This is a genomic window from Nonomuraea sp. NPDC048881, assembly GCF_040649795.1.
In the GTDB taxonomy this organism is placed as follows: Bacteria; Actinomycetota; Actinomycetes; order Streptosporangiales; family Streptosporangiaceae; genus Nonomuraea.
This window is the reverse complement of the sequence record NZ_JBEZGC010000002.1, coordinates 701,898-721,408: the sequence shown is the minus strand read 5'-3', so window position 1 is coordinate 721,408 and position 19,511 is coordinate 701,898. Positions and strand designations below refer to the sequence as shown.

General features: G+C 72.9%; 14 protein-coding genes. 5 read left to right on the top strand and 9 right to left on the bottom strand.

The window, feature by feature from the left end; all coding sequences use genetic code 11:
• Position 1 precedes the first annotated feature (1 nt).
• The 4 genes from AB0C33_RS08900 (at position 2) to AB0C33_RS08885 (ending at position 5,661) form a co-directional block, all read left to right on the top strand.
• Positions 2-2,227 (top strand): glycoside hydrolase family 3 C-terminal domain-containing protein, encoded by a 2,226-nt coding sequence (locus AB0C33_RS08900; RefSeq protein WP_358285170.1) that lies wholly within the window; start codon positions 2-4, stop codon positions 2,225-2,227.
• Positions 2,228-2,819: 592 nt separating this feature from the next.
• Positions 2,820-3,056 carry a hypothetical protein gene (locus AB0C33_RS08895; protein ID WP_358285167.1) on the top strand — a complete coding sequence of 79 codons (237 nt, stop codon included), beginning with the start codon at positions 2,820-2,822 and terminating at the stop codon, positions 3,054-3,056.
• A complete protein-coding gene (locus tag AB0C33_RS08890; RefSeq protein ID WP_358285164.1) occupies positions 3,053-5,119 on the top strand; it encodes a hypothetical protein in 2,067 nt (688 codons plus the stop codon). Before AB0C33_RS08895 ends, AB0C33_RS08890 begins: the two co-directional genes overlap by 4 nt.
• The gene (locus AB0C33_RS08885; protein WP_358285161.1) at positions 5,116-5,661 is read left to right on the top strand and encodes a hypothetical protein; all 546 of its coding nucleotides are present in this window, start codon (positions 5,116-5,118) and stop codon (positions 5,659-5,661) included. Before AB0C33_RS08890 ends, AB0C33_RS08885 begins: the two co-directional genes overlap by 4 nt.
• Before the next feature lie 56 nt (positions 5,662-5,717).
• Here the strand turns inward: AB0C33_RS08885 and AB0C33_RS08880 are convergent, their stop codons facing one another.
• The gene (locus AB0C33_RS08880; RefSeq protein ID WP_358285159.1) at positions 5,718-6,470 is read right to left on the bottom strand and encodes an IclR family transcriptional regulator; all 753 of its coding nucleotides are present in this window, start codon (positions 6,468-6,470) and stop codon (positions 5,718-5,720) included.
• Positions 6,471-6,922: 452 nt separating this feature from the next.
• Here AB0C33_RS08880 and AB0C33_RS08875 point away from each other — a divergent pair, with 452 nt between their 5' ends.
• A complete protein-coding gene (locus tag AB0C33_RS08875; RefSeq protein WP_358285157.1) occupies positions 6,923-7,744 on the top strand; it encodes a fumarylacetoacetate hydrolase family protein in 822 nt (273 codons plus the stop codon).
• 577 nt (positions 7,745-8,321) lie between these two features.
• Here AB0C33_RS08875 and AB0C33_RS08870 read toward each other — a convergent pair.
• From AB0C33_RS08870 to AB0C33_RS08835, 8 genes are all read right to left on the bottom strand, one after another.
• On the bottom strand, positions 8,322-9,836 hold the full coding sequence (locus tag AB0C33_RS08870) for a heparinase II/III family protein (protein ID WP_358285155.1): 1,515 nt from the start codon (positions 9,834-9,836) through the stop codon (positions 8,322-8,324).
• Between the two features lie 99 nt (positions 9,837-9,935).
• Positions 9,936-11,027, bottom strand: coding sequence for a hypothetical protein (locus AB0C33_RS08865; RefSeq protein ID WP_358285153.1), 1,092 nt, complete (start codon positions 11,025-11,027; stop codon positions 9,936-9,938).
• A complete protein-coding gene (locus AB0C33_RS08860) occupies positions 11,020-11,604 on the bottom strand; it encodes an RNA polymerase sigma factor (protein WP_358285151.1) in 585 nt (194 codons plus the stop codon). Before AB0C33_RS08860 ends, AB0C33_RS08865 begins: the two co-directional genes overlap by 8 nt.
• 375 nt (positions 11,605-11,979) lie before the next feature.
• On the bottom strand, positions 11,980-12,930 hold the full coding sequence (locus AB0C33_RS08855; RefSeq protein WP_358285149.1) for a winged helix DNA-binding domain-containing protein: 951 nt from the start codon (positions 12,928-12,930) through the stop codon (positions 11,980-11,982).
• Between the two features lie 8 nt (positions 12,931-12,938).
• On the bottom strand, positions 12,939-14,999 hold the full coding sequence (locus AB0C33_RS08850; RefSeq protein ID WP_358285147.1) for a DUF3488 and transglutaminase-like domain-containing protein: 2,061 nt from the start codon (positions 14,997-14,999) through the stop codon (positions 12,939-12,941).
• A gap of 116 nt (positions 15,000-15,115) precedes the next feature.
• Positions 15,116-16,216, bottom strand: coding sequence for a DUF58 domain-containing protein (locus AB0C33_RS08845; protein WP_358285119.1), 1,101 nt, complete (start codon positions 16,214-16,216; stop codon positions 15,116-15,118).
• On the bottom strand, positions 16,217-17,215 hold the full coding sequence (locus AB0C33_RS08840; protein ID WP_358285117.1) for a MoxR family ATPase: 999 nt from the start codon (positions 17,213-17,215) through the stop codon (positions 16,217-16,219).
• Positions 17,216-17,228: 13 nt separating this feature from the next.
• The gene (locus AB0C33_RS08835) at positions 17,229-19,370 is read right to left on the bottom strand and encodes a hypothetical protein (RefSeq protein WP_358285115.1); all 2,142 of its coding nucleotides are present in this window, start codon (positions 19,368-19,370) and stop codon (positions 17,229-17,231) included.
• Positions 19,371-19,511: the final 141 nt, after the last annotated feature.

Here is a 19,511-nt window from a genome sequence, read left to right as displayed (position 1 = left end):
CATGGCTCTTCCCCCCGACCTCACCACGGCAGAGAAGGCGTCGCTCACGTCCGGGAGCGACACCTGGCACACCACGGCCGTCCGCGACGCGGTGCCCGCGATCACGCTGTCCGACGGGCCGCACGGCATCCGCCGCCAGCGCGCGGACGCCGGCGACGCGCTCGGGCTGACCCGCAGCGAGCCCGCCACGTGCTTCCCGCCCGCCGTGGCCCTCGGCTCCTCGTGGGACCCGGCGCTGGCCCGCCGGGTGGGCGCGGCGCTGGCCAAGGAGGCCGCCGCGCTGGGGGTGGACGTCGTGCTGGGCCCGGGGGTGAACATCAAGCGGTCGCCGCTGTGCGGGCGCAACTTCGAGTACTTCTCCGAGGATCCGTACCTGACCGGGGTAATAGGGGCGGCGCTGGTCACCGGCGTCCAGTCCCGCGGCGTCGGGGCCTGCGTCAAGCACTTCGCGGTCAACAACCAGGAGACCGACCGCATGCGGATCAGCGCGGACGTCGACGAGCGCACGCTGCGCGAGATCTACCTGCCCGCCTTCGAGCACATCGTCCGGGAGGCCCGCCCGTACGCGATCATGTGCTCCTACAACCGCGTCAACGGCGTGTACGCCTCCCAGCACCGCTGGCTGCTGACCACCCTGCTGCGCGACGAATGGGGCTTCGACGGCCTGGTGATGTCGGACTGGGGCGCGGTCAACGACCGGGTGGCGTCCCTCGAAGCGGGCCTGGACCTGGAGATGCCGCCCACCGGCACCGACGGCCTGATCGAGGACGCGGTGCGCTCGGGCCGCCTGCCCGAGTCCGTGCTCGACCTGGCGGCGGGCCGCGTCGCCGGGCTCGCCGACCGCGTCGCCGGCCGCGAGCGGCACGACGGCTGGGACGTCGACGAGCACCACGAGCTGGCCCGCGAGGCCGCCCGCGCCTCCGCCGTGCTGCTGAAGAACGACGGCGTGCTGCCGCTGGCCCCCGGCCTGCGCGTGGCCGTGCTGGGCGAGCTCGCCCGCACCCCGCGCTACCAGGGGCACGGCAGCTCGCACGTGGTGCCCACCCGCCTGGACACCGCGCTCGACGCGCTCGGCCAGGCTGTCGAGGGGCTGACGTTCGCCCCCGGCTACCGGCTCGACGGCGAGGCCGACGACGATCTGGCGCGGGAGGCGGTGGAGAGCGCGGCGGCGGCCGAGGTGGCGGTGGTGTTCCTCGGCCTGCCCGAGGCCGCCGAGTCCGAGGGCTTCGACCGCACGTCGATCGACCTGCCCGGCGTCCAGGTCGAGCTGCTGCGGCGGGTGGCCGAGGTGTGCCCGCGGGTGGTCGTCGTGCTGTCCAACGGCGGGGTGGTGTCGGTGGCCGGGTGGCGGCACCTCGCCTCGGCCGTCCTGGAGGGCTGGCTGCTCGGCCAGGCGGGCGGCGCGGCGCTGGCCGACCTGCTGCTCGGCACGCACAGCCCGTCCGGACGGCTCACCGAGACGATCCCGCTGCGCCTCGCCGACGTACCGTCCCACCTGCACTTTCCCGGCTCAGACGGCCACGTCGTGTACGGCGAGGGCCGCTACGTCGGCTACCGGCACCACGACACGCTGGGCACCGAGGTCGCCTACCCTTTCGGCCACGGGCTGACCTACACCCGGTTCGAGTACTCCGACCTGGACGTGCGTGAGACCGGCCCCCACACCTGGGACGTCGCCTTCACCGTCGCCAACACCGGCGACCGCCACGGCCAGGAGGTGGCCCAGCTCTACGTCGCCTTCGAGGCCGAACACCCCTCGCGGCCGCGGCACGGGCTGCGCGCCTTCGCCAAGGTCGGCCTGGCCCCCGGGGCGAGCGAGCGCGTACGGCTCGCCCTCGGGCCGCGCGACCTGGCGTGGTGGTCGGCGACGCGCGGCGGCTGGCGGATCGACCCCGGGCCGTTCACCGTCGAGGTGGGCGCGTCGTCACGGGACATCCGGCTGCGCGCGGAGCTGAGCACGCCCGGCGACGGATATGTGGGCGAGCTGAGTGAGATGTCGACGCTGGGCGAGTGGCTGGCGCACCCGGTGGGCGGCCGGGTGCTGAGGGAACGGCTCCGGCAGGCCCCGGGGCTGCCCGACCTCGACCGGACAGATTCGCCTCTGGTGGGGCTGGCGCTCGGCATCCCGTTGATCAAGTTCCGGACGTTCGGGATCGGGCTGACGGCCGACGTCGTCGCCGACCTCGTCGCCGCCGCTCGGAGCGCGCTTCCGGGAGATGATCGTTAGGTCTTCCCGTCCTGGCGGACCCCATGTGCGTCCGTTCCTCCTGGAGGACCCGCCTCCCCGGCACCCCCATCTCCCCAGCCTCACCAGCAGCACCGCACGCCGCCTGGTGGCTGAACGAGCGGCGGGCCCCCCTCCTCCCCGAAGAACGCCCTTCCCCAACCCCCACCCAGCCTCACCACCAGCCCTTCCACGCGCCCCCAGTCCAGTCTTTCGGCCCCCACCCGCCACCCACCTGAGCCTTTTGGCCCCTCACCCAGCCCGTAGCACCCTCACCCGACACCCAGCTCAGTCCGTAGGACCCTCAGCCGACACCCCCACCCGCCGCCACCTCCAGCCACCCTCACCCCCGGCACCCAGCGCTCATCTCCCCTCACCTGACACCACCCCAAGGCTTCTTCCCCCTCCCTCCCATTCACCAAATACAACGAAATTAAAGCATTTAGCCTCTTTATCATCACAAACCTTCGCCCAATTCATCAGCCCAGAGCCGAATCACGCGAGGACTCCTTTTCCGTTTCACCGGCGCCGACGCGGCGGGCTAATATTCCATCGACCACCCCTCCCCCGCCCCAAAGCGCAACGAAATCGGGTGATGATGGCGACGCAGCACGAAATAACCGCCGCCCGGCGTCACATCGAACGACTGCGCGACGAACACGCCAACGACCTGACCGCTCTGATCCGCCTGGTGGACGGCGGCGCGCTCAAGGGCCCCGCCGGCGACAGGCTCGCCGCCGACCTGCGCACCTGGGACCACGGCTTCAAGGACCTGTTCACCCGGGCCCTGAGGCTGCTCGACACGCTGCACCCGTCCGAGCCTGCCTCATGACCCCTCCCGTGGGCATCGACCCCGCCCTGATGACCCAGCTCATCAACGGCATGAAGCGAGCAAGCAGCACACTTCCCGACATCGGCCTCCAAGTCGAACGAGCCCTCACCGCCCTCGGCGTAGCCCTGTGGGGGCCGGCCCAGCTGTCGACCATCGGCCGCCAGCTGCACGACCAGATCCCCACACTCCAGGGCCGCCTCGACCTCATCCTCGCCACCCCAGACCGGCGCCCCGGCGAAGACGGCGTCCTCTGGGCCGACGAATCCCCACGGCTGTCGAAATCCCCCTCCGAAGGCGCGGCCGCGGCCACCGCACTGGCCGCCCGACTCCGTGCGCAAATCGCATCCCATTCACTCGACGCAGAATCCGTAGCCGAACTCGAACGTCACAAGAACGACCCGTTCTTCGCCGTGGCCTTTCTCACCCTGATGCCGCCGCGTGAACTCAAATCGCTCATCGCCCGCGCATACTCCTACGACCTCCCGCCTGGCGACCGCCCCCTCCTCTACGACACGGCCACCCAGGACCGGTTCCTCACCATGCTCAGCACCCTGTTCGGCACCGCCTCCCACGGCGTCGGCCGGACGCGCCTGACCGCCGACTACGCCGACCGCCTGATCGAGGACATCGACCACCCCCAGGACGCGTTCGCCGTCAAGAGACTCCTCCAGGACGGCGACTTCGACCACACCTTCCTGCTCACCCTGGTCCGCAAGCTGCACGACCTGGACCTCGCCCATCCCCCCGACCTGTCCCTCCCCCGAGACCCCTGGACGCTCCCCGGCCCCAGAGACATCTCCCCCGGCGACCTCAGCCCCATGGGCACCGCCCTGATCGCCCTGGCCCACCACCCCGCCGTGGCCCAGGACTTCTTCACCGACCCCGCCCGCAAACCCCTCGCCTACCTGATGCGCACCCACCCCTGGCTGGGCGACGCCGACGCCGACCTCGGCTGGGCCATCCAGGCCGCCACCACAGAATTCCGCGACCACGACCTGCCACCGGGCGGGTCACGCGGCTACAAGTCCGCCCTGATCGCCTCCTGGGCGGTCCGCTTCTGGAGCGACCCCAAGGTCCAGACCAACCTCCCCTCCACCCGCCCCCACCTCGGCACCGTCCTCAGCCAGTACATCGGCGACGTGCACCGCGACGCCCAGTCGTTCACCGACAAGAGACCCGGAGTGGAGACAAGCGCCAATGCGGACAAGAACCTCCTCGGCGGCGACCCCTACGGCGCCAAGTTCAACGCCAAGGACATGAAGCAGGCCATGGCCTGGGGGTTCGAGGACGACGACGCCTTCCGGAAGGTGACCGCCGCGCACGGCCTGTACGCCGCCCGGATGCTGGACGAACTGGCAGCCAAGATCGAAGCGGAGGTCGAGGCCGATGTCACGGCCTGGCGCCAGTCGCACCCCGGCGCCACGCGGCAGCAACTGGACGCCGCACGGCAGGACATCCTCGAGGAGCGGATGACCCGGAGCGGAGGCGCGGAGTTCGCCCGAGCGGCACGCGGCCTCAGCGTGACGACCTGGATGATCAGCGATGCGGCCAACCTCTCCGGCATCGAGAAGGCTAAGGCGGAAGACGCCCGTTTCTCCGCATTCAGGGAGATGACGGAGGCGGTCGTCGGGCTTGCCCCCGGCCCTCCAAGCAAGTTCATCGGACTGCTGGTCGACACGGCCAAGGGAGAGCTCTTCGGCAAGATCAAGCCCGGCCGGGAGGAACAGGCCCGCATAAACGCCGACGATGCGCTGGGGGCCGCCAAGCACATGTTCTCGGACCTGACCGCGGCCACCATGATGCGCCACGGCTTGTTCGGGGACGGTTCCGTACCGGCCAGGACGCATCCGTACCGTCACAAGGACTTCTCGCCGGGGGCTGCCGGGCACTTCCTGGTCAATGGAGAGATCAAACCTTGGGACGAGATGAACGCGGACCAGCGGGAGTCCTACGACGAGTGGCTGCATCTCAACGAGACCGGCCGCGTGTTCGACCGCCCGGACGCGGCCATCGTGCTCGGTTTCAAGGAGTCCGAGGCCAACTATCAGGAGCGAGACTCATGAGAATCTCGTTCTTGGTGGCCTTCCTCAGCGCTCTCGTGGTGTCAGCATGTTCGGCCTCCCCTGCGCTGCCGTCGGACAACCGGCCATTGGGTAACGTGACCGCAGCCCCCCTGGAATGCGACATGATCTCGGCGGACGCCATCAAGATCGCCACAGGCTTGAAGAACTACAGTGCCGTCGGGACGAAGATGGACCAGGGCCGGTTCGCGTCATGCTCCGTGGCCACGGATCTGACTGCAAAAGGCAAGCTGAGTCTCGTCATCGAAGTATTCGATCCCTCGCCGGATGATGCGGAAGATCTGGAGAACACAAGGCGATCCACCAATGGAACCGATCTTCCTGATGGTCTCGGGCCGGGTTTCGCTGCTCGGCGGAAGAATGGTCAGGATCAGAGCATTGCGTTTGTCTACGGGTGGACGTCTGACTACAAGCGCCTGCTTACCGTGAACATCATCGAAGGGGCGCCCGGGAGGGATTCGTTGGCGGATGCGGTGGAGTTTTTTCGGCAGCTCAAGCCGCTGTTGCTCACGTCGTCTCGATAGTGGGTTGTCTTGTGGTGGTTGGAGCAGGTGGGCGGCTGTCCAGGGCGTCCGGCGGGTCAGGTGGGGAAGTTGGTGAGGTGGGGTTCGGCCTCGGTTATGGATTGGCGGAGGTCGGTCAGGAGGGACGGGAGGCGGTCAGGGGTGTAGCGGGCCGAGGGGATCGAGATGGACAGGGCTCCCACGGGGGTGCCGCGGCCGTTGCGTAGCGCCGCTCCGATCGCCGAGACGCCCTGTTCCGTGCCGTCGAGGTTGAGGGCGTAGCCGCGGGGGCGGATCTCGTCGAGTTCGCGGAGCAGGGATGCGCGTTCCTGCTCGGGCAGGTCCTGGTAGAGGTCGGCGAGTTGGTCGCGGGGCAGCGAGGACAGCAGGACCTTGCCGCCGGAGGCGCGGTGGGCGGGCAGGATCGTGCCGCGGCGGTCGCCGACGTACAGGATCTGCGGGGACTCGATGCTGTCCAGGAAGCGTACTTCGGTGCCCATTCTGACCATGAGGTTCACGGTCTCCCGGACGCGGGCGCACAGGGCCTCCATGGCGGGCCGGACGTGCGCGCGCAGCTCGCGCAGGGACGAGCCGCCGCCGTCGCCCGCCGCCGGGCCGAGGAAGGGGCCCGGCAGGTAGGTGTGGTGCTCGTCCTGGACGGCGAAGTCGCGATAGACCAGCATCGCCAGCAGGCGGTGCGCGGTCGAGCGGGCGATGCCGAGCTCCTTGGCGACGTCGGTGACCTTGAGACGTCCTTGGTCACGCAGCATGTGGAGGAGAAGCAGCGCGTTGTCGACCGAGCCCAGGGGGTACGCGGGCTTGTTCTTCACAGCAGAACGCTAGTGCAGTACGCGGAATTACTCCCTAGCGTTGGGCAGCATGAATCCCGATGAGACGTTGTACGTGGACGTCGCTGTCGTGCATCTGTCCTGTTCTGGGCGCAGGTCGGCGACTTGATGCCCGTACGTCCTGGGTTCAGGGCGCGGCTGCATGGGAGACGCTCCATCCGACGGTTCAACGGGCGGTCCAGCGGACGGGTGAGGTGGGTTCGGTGGGTGGGGGTGGCGAGCGGCGGGCCGTCGTGCCGGCCCGCTCCGGTCTGGACGGTCTGCCGGGTGTCACCGCGGCCGTCAGGGCGGGCATCCCGTGCCCTGGGGCTGCTGTTGCCTGAGCACCGCTGCATCCGGGGGCGCGGTTGGTTCAGGCGCGCGGGCCGGTTCGAAGTGTTCTGTTTTCCGACACGCCCTCTTGAGGGCCTGCACCAGTATCGAGAGGAGCTCGCGTGAAGCTCGCGACGCTGCGACTGCCGCGCCGTACGGCCGCCGTCCGGATCGACGGGGAGCACGCCGTTGAGGTCGGGGCGCCCGACGTCGGGATGTTGCTGGCCGACCCGCGCTGGCGGGAGGTGGCCGCCGCGGCGGACGGTGCACGGCATCCGCTGTCCACGGCCGACTTGGCGCCCGTGGTGCCGGTGCCGGGGAAGATCATCTGTGTCGGGCTCAACTACCGCGATCACATCCTGGAGATGGGACGGGAGTTGCCGCGGTATCCGACGGTGTTCGCGAAGTTCGCCGAGGCGCTGATCGGGCCGTACGACGACATCGAGCTGCCCGCGGTGTCGGATTCCATGGACTGGGAGGGTGAGCTGGCCGTGATCGTCGGGGCGGAGGTGCGCGACGCCTCGCGTGCGGAGGCCGAGGCGGCCATCGCCGGATACTCGGTGCTCAACGACGTGACGGCCAGGGACTACCAGAACCGTACAGCGCAGTGGTTGCAGGGCAAGACGTTCGAGGGGACGACGCCGTTCGGGCCCTTCCTCGTCACGCCGGACGAGATCAGCGGGGCGATGACCCTGGAGTGCGAGGTGGACGGAGAGGTCGTGCAGCAGGCGGACACGGCCGGCCTGGTGTTCCCGCCGGGTGAGCTGATCGCGTACCTGTCGCAGATTCTCACGTTGCGGCCGGGCGACGTCATCGCGACCGGCACGCCCGGGGGCGTGGGCCATGCCCGGAAGCCGCCCCGGTATCTGATGGACGGGAGCAAGGTCGTCACCCGGATCGCGGGGGTCGGCGAGCTGGTGAACACGGCTCGCCGCCTGGCCTGACCCGGCCTCACTGAACGCCGGGGCGACGTACTTCCCGGACCGCCTCGGCCCGACCTGGTCTCGCTGGATGCCGCGACGACCTACTTCGCCGGTTTCATGTGGGCAGCCGACCTCGACCGTCTCTCGGTGCTGCCGGGGTGCGTGGGGGCTCGGCGGCCGTCGTGGGCCTCTGCCGAACTGCACGAGGGTTCGGCAGAGGCCCGAGAGACGGGACGCAGGGGCGGTCCCCGTGGGCGGATGCAGTGGGGGTTCCGGCGGACGAGTGGGGTGGCTGGCAAGGCGCGCGGTGGCGTCCCGCCTGCGGATGTCGTGGCGGTACCGGTGGACGGGGGCAGTCGGGGCGGTGAGCCCTGGTGCCGGTCCCAGGTCGGTACGTGGGGCAGGGCCGCCTGGTCTTTCCCCGGTGACGATGTGCGGGCGGTGATGCGGTGTCTGGTGGGCGACATCGCGCGCCCGGCGCCGTGGTTCCTGGTCCGGGGGTCTGCGCCGGGTCGTAGGGGTGTGCGAGGCGGTCGTGGGGGCTGGTGGTGACGAGGGTGCGGTGGCTGGGTGCCTGAGAAGGTGCACGGGTTGTGGGTCAAGGAGAAGGGGTCCATGGCAGGGGGAGGTGGGTGGTGGCTGGGGTGTCGGTGCCGGGGAGGATCATGGTCAGTACCTCGGCTGCGCTTCCTGACGTGACCGTCACCGCCTCCGCCGTGCGCAGGTAGCCGGTGGAGACCGTCGTGGTCCCCACCTCCATGCCCGTCGCGGGCCGCTGGAGCAGTGTGACGCGCCAGTCGCCGTCGCCGAGGACCACGGCGTCCGTCCGCCGTTCGACCAGCCGTAGCGCGGGGTCGAAGTGCCACAGGCTGCGCAGCGTCCCGGACGGGACCGAGTCGCGTACGGCCATCACGTCCTCGCCGTGCCCGACCAACACGCGGCGGGTCCTGGTCACCCCGTAGGCGTCGTCGGCCAGCTCGAACTCCTGGCGTCCGGGGGCGAGGTCGGCGTGCACCAGGCGGGTGGCCGTGCCGGGACGGAAGTCCCCGTCCGGGACGGGCACGTTGTGGGCCTGCGGGGTACGGGTCCAGGCCGCGTACTCGGTCCGTTCGTAGGAGTGGAACCCGGCCTCGACCAGGATGCGGCGGCCCTGGGCGCTGTAGGTGACGCCGAGGTGGTCCTCGTGGCCGTGCAGACGGCGGCCGGGGCCGAACCTGAGCGAGTAGTGGGCCGAGCGCGGGTCGTCCCAGGCGGTCCTGCCGAAGACGTATCCGGCGTCGAAGACGCGTACGAGAGGGCCCTCGTGGGGGAAGCCGGGGGCGCGGGTGTCGGCCGGGCTGTCGCCGATGGGGGTCAGGCAGCCGTCGGGCTGGGTGGCGTGCGCGATGTAGCCCTCCAGGGCGGTCCGGCGGGCGGCGAGGCGGGCCGGGGGCTCGGCGCCGCTCTCGCTGATCGCGCGCAGGGCCACGCCGAGGCGGCGGTGCACGTACAGGCCGTAGCGGGGGGCCTGTTCGTGCAGCACGCCCTGGGCGTCGACGGCCAGTTCGGCGGACCCGGTCATCCTGCGTACGGCCAGGTCGCGCCACTTGGCGCGGCCGAGGCGGCAGCCGATGAGCAGCAGCCCGATGTCCTGGTCCAGCCCATGGTTGTGACCCGCGCGGTAGAGCGCGGGGTCGGCCAGGACCTCGCCGTGCTCGGCCAGGCTCGCCCACAGCTGCGGGGTGCGCACGTGCTCGCTCAGGCAGACCAGCACGGGCGCGCGCAGGGCGACGGCGTGCTCGGCCCACGCCCACGGGCTCAGCTCGTGGCCGCCGCGCGGGTTCCGGCTGATCCACTGCGCGGTCACGTCGGCGGCGCGCTCCAGGCAGGCCCGCTCGCCCGTGCGCTCGTACGCGGCGACCAGCCGGCCCGCCCAGCGTAGCGTGTGCAGGTTCAGCGCCCAGGAGCGGTTGCCGTACGGGTCGGCGGTCCAGTCGATCTCCGTGCCGAGGTCGGCGGGCGGCAGGCCGGCGAAGCGGACCCGTCCGTCCATCACCTCCGCGACGTCGGCGGCGGGGAACTGGTCGCTCAGGCAGATGGCCCTGCCGGTGGTCGTGCGGGCACGCCAGAACACGTCGCGGCTCCTGTTTCGGGGCGCGCTGAACTCGCCGCGCGGCGGTCACGCGCCTGCCGGGGTGGGGTCAGTGCAGGTCGGGGTGGGAGGGAACGCGGCTCAGTGCAGGTTGGGGGCCTGGTCGGTCCAGCCTGCCGTGAGGACGATCTGCGAGCCGCCGGTCCCGCCCGCGTCGGTGCCGGCGAGGACCTGGGAGGTGGCCGGATCGATGATCAACGTCCGCCGGACGCCGGTGGGGAGCGGATAGCTGAACGCCTCCCCGGGACGGCCCAGGGGGTCGGCGCGACCGCCCAGGTAGCGGACGTCGGGCAGGTCGGCCAACGCCCGGTAGGCGGCGGCGCGTACGGCGGGAGGCGACGGCTTGCTCCACAGCAGGCCGCTGAGCGCGTCGGCGAGCAGGCCCGCCGAACCGGCGGGCAACATCGCGGCCACCCGCTCCTTGAGCGCCGCGGGGTCGGCGGGCAGCTCCTGGATCTGGCGGAACGTCAGGTCGCGGCCCGCCATGGTGAACGGCGCCCGGCCCGTCACCGGGACGACCCGCCCACGCCCCGCACAGCTTCCCTCATGGGCCGGTCCCGAGGGGGGCGCGGGGGTGGCGACGCGGCCCAGGTGCGACGCGGAGGCGGCAGGGGTGGAGGTGGGAGCCGTAGGAGCGGCGGTGGAGGTGGGAGCCGCAGGGGTGGAGGTGGGGGCCAGGGTGGAGGTGATGGTGAGGGCGGAGTTGGCGGCCGGGGTGGAGGTGCAGGTCCAGGCTCGGCCGTCTCTGGTGGCCCAGAGCTCGGTGAGGCGGTCGCCGTCGTGCAGCCGGCTGATGTGCCAGTAGGTCGCCTGCTGCCCGGAGGCCGCCGTACTGGCCGCCGCGAGCAGGATCGAACGGCCCGGCACGGCGGACGGCGTCCCTCTGACCAGCATGAGGGCCACGGCGAGGGCGGTGGCCGCGGCCAGGGAGAGCGCCGAGAGCCGCGTCAAGCGCCGGCGGCGGCGCGCGGCCGCCACCCGCCGCCACACCCTGGCCTGGGCGTAGGGTGCGGGCGCCGGATGCCCGTACAGGTCCCGGACGACCCGCAGGTCGTCACCGCCAGGGAACGAGCGCGGGTCAGGAGCGGGCCCGGACTGCTCGGGAACGGAGGACGAGCGCGGGTCGGCAGCGGGCCCGGGCTGCTCCGAGGCGGGAGGGCGGGGGTCAGCCATGGGTGGGCTCCAGGACGTGCGTGCCGAGCAGGCCGCGCAGCTTCTTGCGGGCCCGGCTGAGCCGCGACCCCACGGTCCCGTACGGGATGCCGAGGACGGTGGCGATCTCGTCGTGGCTCAGCCCGGCGAGCGCGACGAGCAGCAGCACGTCGCGGTCGCGCCGGTCGAGCTCGGCCAGGGCGGCGGCCAGGTTGGGACGCAGGCTCTGGGCGCTGACCCGCAGGGCGACGGCCTCCTCGTGGCCGGGCGCGTCGCCGTCGGGGCCGCAGCGTCCGAGCGCCCGCAGTGTGCGGGCCTCCAGCCGGCGCTGCTTGCCGATGAGGTTCGTGGCGATGCCGTAGAGCCAGGCGCGCACGCCCGCCCGCGACGGGTCGTAGAGCGCGCGCTTGCGGAAGGCGGTCAGGAAGGTCTCGGCGACGATGTCCTCGGCGTGGTCGGGGCCGAGCCGCTGGGCGACGTAGGCGTGGATCTCGCCGAAGTACCGGTCGAACACCTCCTCGAAGCGCTCGTCGAGCGTGCGCTCGCCGGGCGCGCGGGCGGCCCACGGCACCGCCGTCGTGATGGTCTCCCCCGTCATGTCCAGCCTCCGTGCGTCAAGTGGTTCTTCTCTTATCACCCGATGTGCCGGATCGCGTTCACGACCATTCCCTCCCAACGGTCACATGCCTTTCTTCCGGGTAGGCGGATGGCACGGGGGAGCTGGTCATCGCCCTGGTCGGGGTGGGCCACGGGGACGGGCGGGTGTGGCGGGCCGGCCAGCCTGCGTTACCTGCCGAGCGGGAACGAGCCCCGGCTGCTGGCGGTGTCGCGCGGCGGGCTGCCGTTCCTGGCCCGGCCGTCCGTGCCCGTCTTCCCGGTGCCGGCGGTGCCGACGCCGTGGCCGCCGCCCTGCTCGGCCAGGACAGTCCCGGCGAGGACGGGCTCGGCCAGGAAGAGTGCGGCGAGGACGCGGTCAGCGGCCGCTGAGGAAGCGGCGGACGTCCTCGATCTCCGCCCGGACCGGTTCCTCGGGCAGCTCGCCGAACGGCTGCACGCTCACCTGCGCGCCCTTCCTGGACCACACGCCCGCGACCGTCCCCCCGGCCAGCACGACCGGGCGCAGGACGCCGCCGCCGGGGAACACCTCGGCGGCGTGCTCGGGGGCCAGGACGCCGTCCCGGCCGCGCCAGCCCATCAGGAACTCGTCGAAGGCGGGCGCGAGGCGCAGCACGGGCTCGCCGGGCTCGGGCTGGTCCTGGGCGGCGCTCGTCCGCCAGGCGGCGCGGGCCTCGCCGAGCGGCAGGCCGGACCAGGCGGCCAGGTCCTCGGGGGTGGCCGGGTGGTGGGCGCGGCGGTAGCGCACGGCCAGCTCCTTCAGCGCCTTCCCGCGGTCGGGCTCGGGCACGACGGGCGCGCCGAGCCAGTCGCCCGCGTGCACGTACGTCGGCTTGCCCGCCCTGGACGGGCCGAGCACCGCCAGGCCGTGATGGGCGGCCAGCGCCATCAGGTGCACGACGCCCTGGCCGCGGGCCCGTCCGGCGAGGCGTTCCGTCAGCTCGGCCTTGGTCAGCGGGCCCTGGCCGGCGAGCGCGTTCACGGCGAGCGGGAGCAGGTCGTCTCCCGTGACACCCTCCTGCCGCAGGCGGCGCAGGGCCGCGGTGTCGCTGCTGGTGAGGGCGTGGATCCAGGGGAGGTCGTCGGCGTGCACGAAGTGCAGCGTGCCGCGCGGGCCCCACGTCCTGACGATCTCGCGGGCCCGCCAGGCGGCCTCGATGCCGGACGGTGTGAGGGTGGCCGAGCGGGCGCGGAAGGCGAGCAGGGCGGAGGGCACGTCCTGGGCCTGGATCGCGGTCAGGTGCCGGACGACGTCGGCCGCGGTGAGGCCGGGCGGGCGGTGCAGGAGCTGGGCCTCGACGCTTCTCATGGACGGGATCATCGCAGGAGGAGGCGGTCGCGCAGGCGGGTGGGGAGGGGGGTGCGCGAGCGGGCGGCGCGGCGGACGGCGTCGCTGCTGTCCCATGCGCGGGCGGCGTCGGCGTCGGTGACGTCGTCGGGGGCATACCTGACGAAGTTCGAAATTTCTGCCAACGGCCTGAGATGGGTGGTGATGTCGGGTGGCTGGCCGGTCAGGACGTCCTCGGCGGTCAGCGTCCGCCTGCCGCCCAGCCGCAGGTCGTCGCAGGTCTGCCGCCAGGCGCCGAGCACCCGGTCGCCGGGCGCCCCGCCGCGTCTCCTGGACCGCCTGCGCCACCAGGGCAGCACGGCGGCCGTCACCGCGTACGCCACCAGCAGGCCCCCGCCCACGGCGGCGGCGAGCACCCAGGGCGACGGCCCGCCGCCGGGCCGCGCGCCCTGTTCCCCGGCCTTCGGGCGGGCCGTGCCGGACCGGTCGCCGCCCCCGCGCGTGAACTCGCCCTCCAGCTGCTCGCTCTCCTTGATCGACGAGGAGACGACGTCGTGGTCGTCCTTGGCGCCGCTGCGGCCGGGCGTGGGGTAGAACGGCCGCCAGCCCAGCCGCTCGAACTTGATCTCCGCCCACGCCATGACGTGCCCCGACCTGACGTGGTAGACGCCCCCGGACGCCTGTCCCGGCCGGAAGCCCACCACCACCCGCGACGGCAGCCCGAGCGTCCTGGCCATGAGCGCGAACGTCGCCGCGAACTGCTCCGAGGTGCCCCGGTGCGTGGTCCGCAGGAAGAACTCCAGGCCCTTGAGCGAGTGGCCGGGCGGCGCGGTGACGTCGTAGGAGGCGCTGGTGCGCAGGTAGCTCTGCAGCCGGTACGCCTGCTTGATCGGCGCGTCCGCGCCCTTGGTCGCCTCCCGCGCGAGCTCGCGGAACAGCTTCTCCTGCGGCCCGGGCGGGAACGCGGTCAGCGCGGTGTCGTCGTGCGCGGGGGTGGCCGCCAGCAGGTCCTCCTTGGACGGCTCCGGCACCCTGGACGTCACCTCGTAGGCGAAGCCCTTGCCGGGACGCCTGCCGGTTCCCGCGGCGGGGTCGGCCAGCAGGGCGCCGCTCTGCGGGTCGGCGGCCAGCCCGGGGACGCCGTCGACCTCGACCGGCCGTTCGGCGGCGGGCAGCCACGTCCCCGGCAGCCCGGTGAAGGTCACCCGCTGCCGGACGACCCGCGCGGCCCCCGTCCACTCCCCCTCCGGGACCCGGCCGCCCGTGGGACGGAAGCGGGCCCCGGACGTCCAGCGCACGCCGTCGTAGCGGTCGAGCACGGCCAGCCGCCAGTTGAGCGGCTTGTCCGCCTTGACGGTGAACAGCTCCCTGTCGGGGATCTGCAGCCAGCCCGACACGCGGTCGAGCGGGCTCACGCTGTCCACCCGCCGGGGCGGCGGCAGATCGGCGTCCTGCCTCGGGTCGTACGGCTGCGCCGCCACGGGCAGCAACGGCCCCACCACCAGCGCCAGTGCGGCCAGGACGGCGGCGGCGGGCAGGCCGCCGAGCAGCCAGAGCGGCGAGCGGTCGTCGCGGACCAGGGCGAGGGCGGCGACGAGCACGAACAGGGCGGCGGCGACCGGCAGGTTCGAGCCCTCGCCGTCCACGCCGAGCAGCAGCGCGGCGGCGAACACGGCCAGGGCGGGGACGGCGGCGGCGATCCTGGTGCGGGTGCGGGTGAGGGTCTCGGCGCCGATGACGGCGGCGGCCCAGACGAGCGTGTGCACGAGGACGAGCAGGCGCGGCTCCGGCTGGGCGGGGAGCAGTGTGGTGAGCAGCGCGTGCCAGGCGTCGGCCACGTCGGCGAGCACGCCGGGGGCCAGGCCGTGGTAGAGCGGGATCGTCCCGGCGAGCCAGGCGACGAGGTCGAGCGCGAGCGCGAGCCACAGGGGCCGCCGCGCGGTGAGCGCCGCCACCAGGACGGGGGCGACTGCGGCGGGCGCGATCGCGAGCAGGAGCTCCGCGCCGGGGAAGACCCGGTGGAACCCCCACCCGGCGACCCCGGCCACGGCCGCCACCACCACCAGCCCGACGCCTCTCCGCCACCCCACCCCGAACGCGGACGCAGAAGGGACAGGGGCGGGCGCGGGCGCGGGCGCGACAGGCGCGGGGGAAGCGGGGGCGGGCGCGGGAGAAACCGGAGCGGGGGTGGGGGGTTCTGGGGGTGTCATCGGGGGGTCCAGGCGAAGGGGAGGGCGGCCAGGTCGGTGAGGGGGAGGACCGTGACGCCGGGCACGCTCACCGGCCCCGGACCGGTCAGCACGCAGATCACCCGGTCGAAGCGCCGCCGGACCCCCGCCGCCCGTCCCGCCTCGGCCGCGTCACCGGTGACCAGCACCAGCGACCCGCCGCCGCGCGCCACCCGCATGATCTCCCCCACGCCCGCCGAGCCCGGCCGCGCCAGGGCGAGCCGGTCGAGGATCGCGTCGGGGTCGGCGTCGGCCTTGGCGTCGGCCGCCGCCCGCTCGCCGGCCAGCACCCGCACCGGGAACCCGGCGCGGGCGGCCGCCACCGCCACGGACGCCGCCGCGTCGACCGCCAGTTCGGTCAGCTCCCGCGTGTCCAGGACGACGGTCGTGGTGGGCAGGCTCGCGTCGATGAGCTGGCGGACCATCAGCGTGCCGGTCCTGGCGCTGGAGCGCCAGTGGACGTGCCGCAAATCGTCGCCCACGACGTACTCGCGCAGGGTGTGGAAGGTGACGGTGCCGCTGGGGGCGTTGTCGCTGGTGGGCCCCTCCAGGTGGTGGGCCCGGCCGGACGGCGGCACGGACAGCGCGACGGTGCGCGGGCGGACCAGGAGGGTGACGGCGTCGCCGTACCGGCGCACCCGGCGCGTGAGGCCGAACGGGTCGGCCCGGACCAGCAGCAGCGGCCCGACCGGGATCTCGCCGCGCACGTCGGTGGGCAGCGGGTAGGAGACGGTGCGCGCGGCGTTCCTGGGCAGCCGCGGCAGGCCGATCAGGTGCTCCGACGTCCCGACGCGGTCCTGGACGCGCAGCCCCGACAGGCCGCGCCGGCCCCGGTTGACCACGTTCAGCACCGCGACCGCCGCCTCGCCCCTCGGCACCTTGAGCGGCGTCACCTCGCGCCGCACCTCCAGGTCGGGCGTGGGGGCCGTCCAGGCGAGGGCGGCGGCCAGGGCGAGCACGCCGCCGGTGGCCAGCACGACCGGCTCGGGGTAGCCGAGGGCGAAGCCCGCCGCGTAGAGCGCCGCCGAGCCCGCGAGCGTGGCCCACCCGAGCGGGGTGAACAGGGCCGTGAGCCGCATCTACGCCGCCTGCGGCACCGGCATCCCGGCGAGGATCTCGCCGAGCGCGGACGCCGCGCCGATCTCGCGCAGCTCGGCCTCAGGCGTGACGATCAGCCGGTGTGCCAGCACCGGGACGGCCAGCGCCTTGACGTCCTCGGGCACCACGTAGTGCCGTCCGGCGGCGGCCGCCCTGACGCGGGCGGCGCGCAGCAGCGCGAGGCTTCCCCGGGGGCTCGCGCCCAACCGCAGGTGCGGGCTGGTACGGGTGGCCGCGCACAGCCCGACGATGTAGTCGTAGACCGGGTCGGCCACGTGGATCCGGGAGGCGAAGTCGATCATCCCGGCCACGTCCGTCGCCCGCGCCACCACCGGCAGCCGCTCGACCTGCGGCCCGGTCGGCCCGCCCTTGAGCACCTCGACCTCCGAGACGTGGTCGGGGTAGCCGACGGAGATCTTCATCAGGAACCGGTCGAGCTGGGCCTCGGGCAGCGGGTACGTGCCGTCCATGTCCACCGGGTTCTGCGTGGCCACCACCAGGAACGGCCGCGGCACCGGGTGCGGCTCGGCGTCCACGGTGACCCGGCGCTCCTCCATGACCTCCAGCAGGGCCGACTGGGTCTTGGGCGAGGCCCGGTTGATCTCGTCGGCGAGCACGATGTTGGCGAACACCGGGCCCTGGTGGAACTCGAACTTCTGGTGCGCCTGGTTGAAGATCGACACGCCGGTGATGTCGCTCGGCAGCAGGTCGGGGGTGAACTGGATGCGCCGCCACTCGGCGTCCACGCTGGCCGCGACCGAGCGGGCGAGGGTGGTCTTGCCGGTGCCCGGGACGTCCTCGACGAGCAGGTGGCCCTCCGCGAACAGGCAGATCAGGGCCAGTTCGACGGCCTCGCGCTTGCCGCGGACGACGCGCTCGATGTTGCCGGCCAGGAGCTGGAACCGCTGGGCGAACTGGCCGGCCAGGGCGGCGGGCTGCTGGGCCTGGGCCATCTGGTCCGGGTAGTTGTACTGGGTCAACCGGTCCCCCTCCTCAGTCGGTGCACTCGAAGAGCGGCGGCGCCGGGAACGAGCCGCGGGGCGTGGTCATGAGCGTCTCGCTCAGATAGGCCACGCCGCCGTTCCACTCGATCCTGTTCCAGACGTCGCTGGTCTCCTTGCTCTCGTCCTCCGTGACGCTCTGGCCCTTGACCTGGCAGATGACGGTGATCGAGAGGTACTGCCCCTTCGGGATGCGGCCCGCCTCGCCGGTCTTCGTCGCGGCGGGGCGGACCAGCGTGTCCACCACGTTGTTGTTGGCGTTCTTGTACTGCTGCCTCGGGTAGGTCAGGTCCACCTCGACGGAGGCGACGTCCGGGCTCTCCCCCGCCTGGTTCGTGGCCTTGAGCTTGAAGGCGTACTTCGCGTTGTTCTTCAGCCCGTCCACGCTGAACGACGTCCCCTTGATCGCGTCGTTCGCGACCGCGCCGCTGAGCTGGTAGGTCACGCTCGGGTCGCCGTTCTCGGGGGCGCTCCAGGTCAGCTCGGCGCCCCGGTTCCTGGGTCTGGCGGCGAAGTTCGACGGCGCCGCGGGCGCCACGCAGGGCCTGGCCCCCGCGCTCCGCTCCGACTCCACCTCCCCGCCCGGCCAGTGGGCGACGACGACGAAGGTGTACTCCTGGGCGCAGTCGCCGCCGGTGAACTCGAACTGGAAGGGCCCGTCGGCGTTCACCGACTGCGGTTCCGGCCGTCCCTCGCCGGACGCCTTGAGCGTGTAGCGCTCGACCTTGCCGCCGGTGGACGGGCTGAAGGTGACGGTCACCCGGCCGGGGCCCGACCGCGCGGTCACCGCGCCGGGCGCGCCGGGGGCGGCGGTGGGCGTCGGCGTCGGCGTCGGGGTCGGGGTCGGGGTCGTCGCAGGGGTCGGCGTGGCCGTCCTGGCCGGGTGGCGGGGCCGCTCGGTCTGCTTCGTCCTGGTCGGGTCGGGTTCGCTGGTCTCGGGCGGATCGTCCGGCGGCGGGTCGGGGATCGTGGGGTCGGGGAGCGGGGTCTGCTTGGGCTTGGGGGTGTTGGTCGGCCCCGGTACGTCGGAGTCGTCCTTGTCCACGTCGTGCTTGCGGCCCTCGGGGTCGATGACCAGGGCCTTGTCGCCGTTCTCGTCGTTGGCCCAGAGCAGGCCGTCCTTGACGAACACGTCCACCGGGCCCGGCCCGTCCGCCACCTGGAGGGTGGTGGGCCGCCCGCCGGCGGCGCTGTCCCAGACGATCAGCGCGCCACGGCTCTTGTCCGGTACGTACACCTTGGACCCGAGCACCTGCGGCACCCCGAGCCCGGCGGGGTCGCCGGTCGCGAACCTGGTGCTGAGCACGGCGTTGGAGGAGGTGTCGAGCACGACGAGCAGCCCCGAGCCGCCCGGCGTCAGCACCGGGACGAGCGGGCCCTCGGTCGAGGCCGGAGTGAGCACGCCGCCCTTGGCCGCCCGCGCGACCTCCTTGGGCAGGGCGATCTCGCCGACGCCGCCGTCCGCGCCGACGGTGACGGCGGTGGCGGCCCGTGTGTTGACCACGACGGGCAGTCCGCCGGCGATGGTCACGGCCAGTTCCTCGCCCGGTTCGCCCACCTTGACGGGGGTCGCGGCGACGCCGTCGGACACCGGCACGACCTCGCCCCTGGCGGTCACCGGCACCCACAGCCTGCCGCCGCCGTCGATCCTGGCCGCGCCGAGCGGGCCGGGCAGGGTGACGGGCGCGCCCACGGCGTTCAGCGTGACCGGGTCGATGCGCTGGACGCGGCCCGCCGCCGGATCGACGGCGTAGGCCGTGCCGCCGGAGACGGCGAGCTGCGTCCCCGCCGCGCCGAGGTCGCGGGTCTGGGTGACGGTGAGCTGGCTGGGCTCGACCCGGCTGACGAAGCCGGTGCGGTCGTCGACGAGCAGCACGTTCGTGCCGTCCTGGACGACGCGCAACTGCTTGCCGGCCTTGTCGTCGAGGTAGCCGTCCACCTCGCCCGACAGGCCGTTCACGTGCACGACCCTGCCCTTGGCCTTGGTCCACAGCCACGCGCCGACGTCGGCCAGCTCCGGATTGGCGCTGGAGACGCCCACGCCGAACCACGCCGCCGCGGCCACCAGGAGCACGGCCGCCCCACCGGCCATCAGGGCCGTCGCCCGGTCCCCGCCGAGCACACGGATGGACAACCGTTACTCACCCCGTATGTGCGATCACAGAGAGTTTGCCCCGCTTTAACCTGGTTCACCCTAGCGGGCGGGAGTCCCATCCGCGTCCGTACCGGCTGGTAGCCCGCGCCGGGTTCCGTGTCTGTCGGTGTGAAGCCGTAC

Bases quoted from the DNA above. Each gene is read 5' to 3' on its own strand.
- AB0C33_RS08845 (WP_358285119.1), bottom strand. From the start codon at position 16,216: ATGCGGCTCACGGCCCTGTTCACCCCGCTCGGGTGGGCCACGCTCGCG.
- AB0C33_RS08895 (WP_358285167.1), top strand. From the start codon at position 2,820: ATGATGGCGACGCAGCACGAAATAACCGCCGCCCGGCGTCACATCGAA.
- AB0C33_RS08900 (WP_358285170.1), top strand. From the start codon at position 2: ATGGCTCTTCCCCCCGACCTCACCACGGCAGAGAAGGCGTCGCTCACG.
- AB0C33_RS08865 (WP_358285153.1), bottom strand. From the start codon at position 11,027: ATGGCTGACCCCCGCCCTCCCGCCTCGGAGCAGCCCGGGCCCGCTGCC.
- AB0C33_RS08855 (WP_358285149.1), bottom strand. From the start codon at position 12,930: ATGAGAAGCGTCGAGGCCCAGCTCCTGCACCGCCCGCCCGGCCTCACC.
- AB0C33_RS08860 (WP_358285151.1), bottom strand. From the start codon at position 11,604: ATGACGGGGGAGACCATCACGACGGCGGTGCCGTGGGCCGCCCGCGCG.
- AB0C33_RS08890 (WP_358285164.1), top strand. From the start codon at position 3,053: ATGACCCCTCCCGTGGGCATCGACCCCGCCCTGATGACCCAGCTCATC.
- AB0C33_RS08885 (WP_358285161.1), top strand. From the start codon at position 5,116: ATGAGAATCTCGTTCTTGGTGGCCTTCCTCAGCGCTCTCGTGGTGTCA.